We start from the raw sequence: 800 nt of genomic DNA on the forward strand, positions 1-800 counted from the left end.
ACCTTGCTGACCCTCAACGGCAACGTCCTGACCAACGACGTGCAAGGCGCTGACCGCGTGACCATCGGTGAGAACGCCGGCCCGATCACCCCGGGCACCTTCGTCGGGACTTACGGCACGTTGGTGCTGAACGCCAACGGCACGTACACCTACACCCTCAACACCAGCGATGCGGATTTCAAAGCCCTGCACGGCGGTGGCGATGGCACCGAGAATTTCACCTACACCCTGACCGATGCCGACGGCGATACCAGCACCGCCAACCTGGTGCTGCAAATCCACAATAACGATGATCCAGTGACCATCGATGGCCTCAACGTCAACGGCGGCGAACTCACCGTCTACGAGAAAAACCTCAGCGATGGCAGCAGCCCCGACGCGCCAGCGTTGACCCAAAGCGGCACCTTCACCATCACCGCACTCGACGGCGTGCAAACCCTCAGCGTTGGCGGCATCAACGTGGTGGTCGGCGGCGTTTCCGCGGGCTTCCCGCAATCGATTGTCACACCGCTCGGCAGCACACTGACCATCACCGGCTTCAACAGCGCGACCGGCGTGGTCAGTTACAGCTACACCCTGGCCGATAACGAAGCGCATCCGACCGCCAACGGTGCCAACGGAATCTCCGAGCAGTTCGCCGTCACCGTGGTCGATGACAACGGCCCCACCGCCAACGGCAATCTCGACGTCAACATCGTCGACGACCTGCCACAGGCCGTGAATGACAGCAACGCCGGCACTGCTTCGGAAACCTTGCTGACCCTCAACGGCAACGTCCTGACCAACGACGTGCAAGGCGC

General features: G+C 62.1%; 1 protein-coding gene. It reads left to right on the top strand.

Going from position 1 to position 800, the window contains the following annotated elements:
- A partial coding sequence (locus K0F88_RS32010) for a VCBS domain-containing protein (RefSeq protein ID WP_219097875.1) occupies nt 1–800 on the top strand: 800 nt, incomplete at both ends.

Origin of the sequence: Pseudomonas sp. UMAB-40 (genome assembly GCF_900095275.1) — a bacterium.
GTDB classification, from domain to species: Bacteria; Pseudomonadota; Gammaproteobacteria; order Pseudomonadales; family Pseudomonadaceae; genus Aquipseudomonas; species Aquipseudomonas mandelii_B.